We start from the raw sequence: 3,361 nt of genomic DNA on the forward strand, positions 1-3,361 counted from the left end.
AGTTCCCTCGTCGGGACCCGGTTCCTCCGCGACGGTAGGGCTCGGTGACCGCCGACGCGGCACCCGCCGCTTCACGCACGGCTGCGAGACGGCGCCTTTGCGAGCCCCTTGTTCGGCGCATACACGCAGATGACGGCTTCTTCACCCACAGCGGCCGCTCCGGCGCGATAGACCACACCCACAAGTCCGCGGCGGCCACGGGCCGCCGGCACGAAGCGCACCGCCTCGGCATCGGGCACGTTGCGGGCAATCTCCTTGCCCGGACCCGCGCAGGGGACGTTCTCGCCCTCCACCGCCAGAACGAGACCAGAGGGAAACCAGATCATCGAGCCCTTGGGAACCTCTGTGAGCCCGTCATGGCCAGAGAAGGCGATGTTCGCCCCGAGCCAGGCCATGTCGACATGCGCGACGCCCATGTCTGCCGCGATTCGCGCCAACTCCTCGGTCGACACCCCCGACCACTGACGCCAGTTGCGAACCGGGGTGCCACGCTTCACGCCAGCGTCACGGGCATCGGCGGGTCGGGTGAAACCTGCATGTCGGTCGCCCACGATTCCCTCGAGGGTGAAGTCGAGGCGTTCCACGGGCTGCTTGGCCACCCCGTCCGGCTGCCCGCCCAGGGCCAGTGCCGCCACCCGAACCACGATCTCGCGCCGCATGCCCCCAGAGTTCCCTCGTCGGGACCCGGTTCCTCCGCGACGGTAGGGCTCGGTGACCGCCGACGCGAACCAGAGCCCGATGGAATCGCTTGCAACTGCGCCCTCTCCCCCTGCGGAGGAAGATCACGCCCCCAAGGCACAGGTCGGCTACTTCCAGCTCACGTTCCTCATCTATGGCGCAGCCTGCGGCGGCGCGTTCGGACTCGAGGGCATGGTGAGCCAGGGACCGGGGCTGGCCATCTTCCTCATCGCCCTGGTGCCGTTCATCTACAGCGTTCCGCTCTCGCTGGTGGTGAGCGAGCTTACCGCCATGATGCCCGTCGAAGGGGGCAACTACCGCTGGTCTCGCTTCGCCTTCGGCAACCTGGTGGGATTCCAGGCAGGATGGTGGGCGTGGCTCAGTGGTGTCGTGGCGTCGGCGTCCTACGCCGCGCTGTTCACCGAATACATCAACACATGGGTTCCTCGGCCGACCGAGGCCGCCTACGCCTGGTGGGCGAATCACGGTCTCGCCTGCCTTGCCCCCGAGACCGGCAGCGCGGTTCTGACTCCCCTCGCCCACTGGGGATGCTGCTTGTTCCTCATCTGGCTCATGCACTACCTGAACGTCAAGGGCATCGATGTGGTGGGAGACTCCGCGGCCGTCATGACCTTCCTGCTTCTGCTGCCGTTCGCCATCATGCTGGCCATCGGCATCACGCACTGGAACGCCAACCCGCTGGTCCCGTTCATCGCGCCGGGCAAAGGCTGGCTCGACCTCGGCGTGGCGCTCTCCACCGTGATCTGGGTCTACTCCGGCTACGACAAGCTGTCTGCCGCCGCCGAAGAGGTGCGCGATCCGCAGAAGACCTTCCCGCCCGCGCTCTTCACCGCAGCGACGCTGGCGATGCTGTCATGCCTGCTGCCCACGGTGGCGGCCGTCGCCACATTGAACGACTGGGCCGAATGGACCGACGGCTTCTTTCCTGCCGCGTGCCTGAAGATGGCCGGTCCCTGGCTGCAGACGTGGATGGTGGTCGGCGGTCTCATCAGCAACGCCCTGCTCCTCAGCGTGACCATGCTCTCATCATCGCGCGTGCTCTTCGCCATGGCCGCTGACGGCCTGATGCCCCAGGCGCTCACCCGCCGACATCCGGTCAGCCAGACCCCCGTGGCCTCGATTCTGTGGGGAAGCCTGCTTCTCAGCGCCCTCACCCTCTTCTCGTTCAAGCAGCTCCTCATCATCTACCTCTACCTGCAGATGTACACCAATCTGCTCATCTACGTGAATGCCTGGCGGCTGCGCTCGAGCCATCCGACAATGGAGAGGCCGTTCAAGCTGCCCGGAGGCCAGATCGGCATCGTCGCGCTGTCGCTCCCCACCGTCGTGCTGGCCCTGGCGGCCATGATCTGCGCCGTGTTCCCGAACCAGGTGTTCGACCGCCTGCAGTTCGCCTATGCGATGGTGGCCACGCTCTCGGGCTTCGTTCTCTACCCGCTCCTCGCCCGTAACCGAACCTCCTCTCAGGCTTCTGCCGAGGGTTTGGCATGATTGCGCCCCCCCGTCACATCCGACTCGCCTCGCGCGCAGCCGGAAAGCGTGCCGTCTGACACCATGCCACTCGAGATCCACACCCTGACCGTCACCCTGATCCTCACCACGATGGTGATGGCCATCGTTCTCACGGGCGCCACCGTGGTTCTGCCGAGACGCCGCGGCGTCGGCGACTGGGCCATCGCGGCCTGGCTCTTCACAGCAGCCTGGGCGTGCCTCGCGGGCCGCCTGACCCACGACTCAGACGCGCTCATCAGCCTGCAGAACGCCACCATGATCGCAGCCCTGGCATTCATGGCCCGAGCCCACCTGCGCTTCACCAGCAGCACGCGAGAAGCCAGACCCCTTCTGCCGGCGGCCCTCGCCAGCGGACTGCTGTTCACAATCGCCACCTATGCGGGCGCAGGCTTCCGCGTGCGCAGCGCCCTCTTCGCCCTCATCGGTGGAACGTTTGCCGGGCTGGCGGCCTGGGCGCTCCTCGAGCAGAACTCCAGCCGACCTCGGCCGGCGCGCCGCCTTGCGGGGGCCTTCGCCCTGATCAACGTCGTCTGTGTGGCGCTGCGCTTCCTACCGCTGCTGGGGGTAGACATCGAAGGAAGCCTCCTCTCGTCCGGCGACCCCCTGAACGGAATCACCCTGCTGATTCCCACAGCCACGGTCACGGCCGCTGCGTTCTCGTTCCTGCTCATGCTCAGCGAGGAGAGCGAGGCGCGCGCCATCGAGTTCGCCTACACCGACGAGCTCACGGGCTGCTCGAGCAGACGGGTCTTCGAGGACTTCGTGCGCTCAGAGCTGCTCGTGATCCGTCGCCGCAAGGGCTTCCTCGCACTGGTGATGGTCGACGCCGACCACTTCAAGCGCGTCAACGACACCCACGGGCATGCCACGGGCGACAAGGTGCTGCGACACATCGCAGGTCTTCTGCAGGCCTGTGTGCGCCGCTCCGACCTCCTGGCGCGCTACGGGGGAGAGGAGTTCTGCGCGGTGCTGCGCGACACCGAGGCGGAAGGCGCGCTGGCCTTTGCCGAACGGGCGCGCAAGCTCATCGAATCAACCCCGTTGCAAGACGGCGCGCCTTCCGCCTCGGTGTCGCGCAGCACCGCGCAGAACTCCTCTCCCCCGTAGCGCGCCAGGAGGTCGGAGCGGCGCACACAGGCCTGCAGAAGAC

General features: G+C 67.1%; 3 protein-coding genes and 1 pseudogene. 2 read left to right on the plus strand and 2 right to left on the minus strand.

Annotated elements, in window-relative coordinates; all coding sequences use genetic code 11:
* Positions 1-71 precede the first annotated feature (71 nt).
* Complete coding sequence (locus EB084_22105; protein ID NDD30958.1) at positions 72-659, minus strand: MOSC domain-containing protein; 588 nt, start codon at positions 657-659, stop codon at positions 72-74.
* A 79-nt stretch (positions 660-738) separates the two neighbouring features.
* Between EB084_22105 and EB084_22110 the strand changes: the two genes are divergently transcribed.
* Positions 739-2,190, plus strand: coding sequence for an APC family permease (locus EB084_22110; GenBank protein NDD30959.1), 1,452 nt, complete (start codon positions 739-741; stop codon positions 2,188-2,190).
* Positions 2,191-3,318 (plus strand): GGDEF domain-containing protein, encoded by a 1,128-nt coding sequence (locus EB084_22115; protein NDD30960.1) that lies wholly within the window; start codon positions 2,191-2,193, stop codon positions 3,316-3,318.
* Here the strand turns inward: EB084_22115 and EB084_22120 are convergent.
* Positions 3,300-3,361 (minus strand): annotated as a pseudogene (locus tag EB084_22120) (diguanylate cyclase). The gene EB084_22115 and the pseudogene EB084_22120 sit on opposite strands and share 19 nt — an antisense overlap.

The sequence above is a fragment of the Pseudomonadota bacterium genome (assembly GCA_010028905.1).
GTDB lineage: Bacteria > Vulcanimicrobiota > Xenobia > RGZZ01 > RGZZ01 > RGZZ01.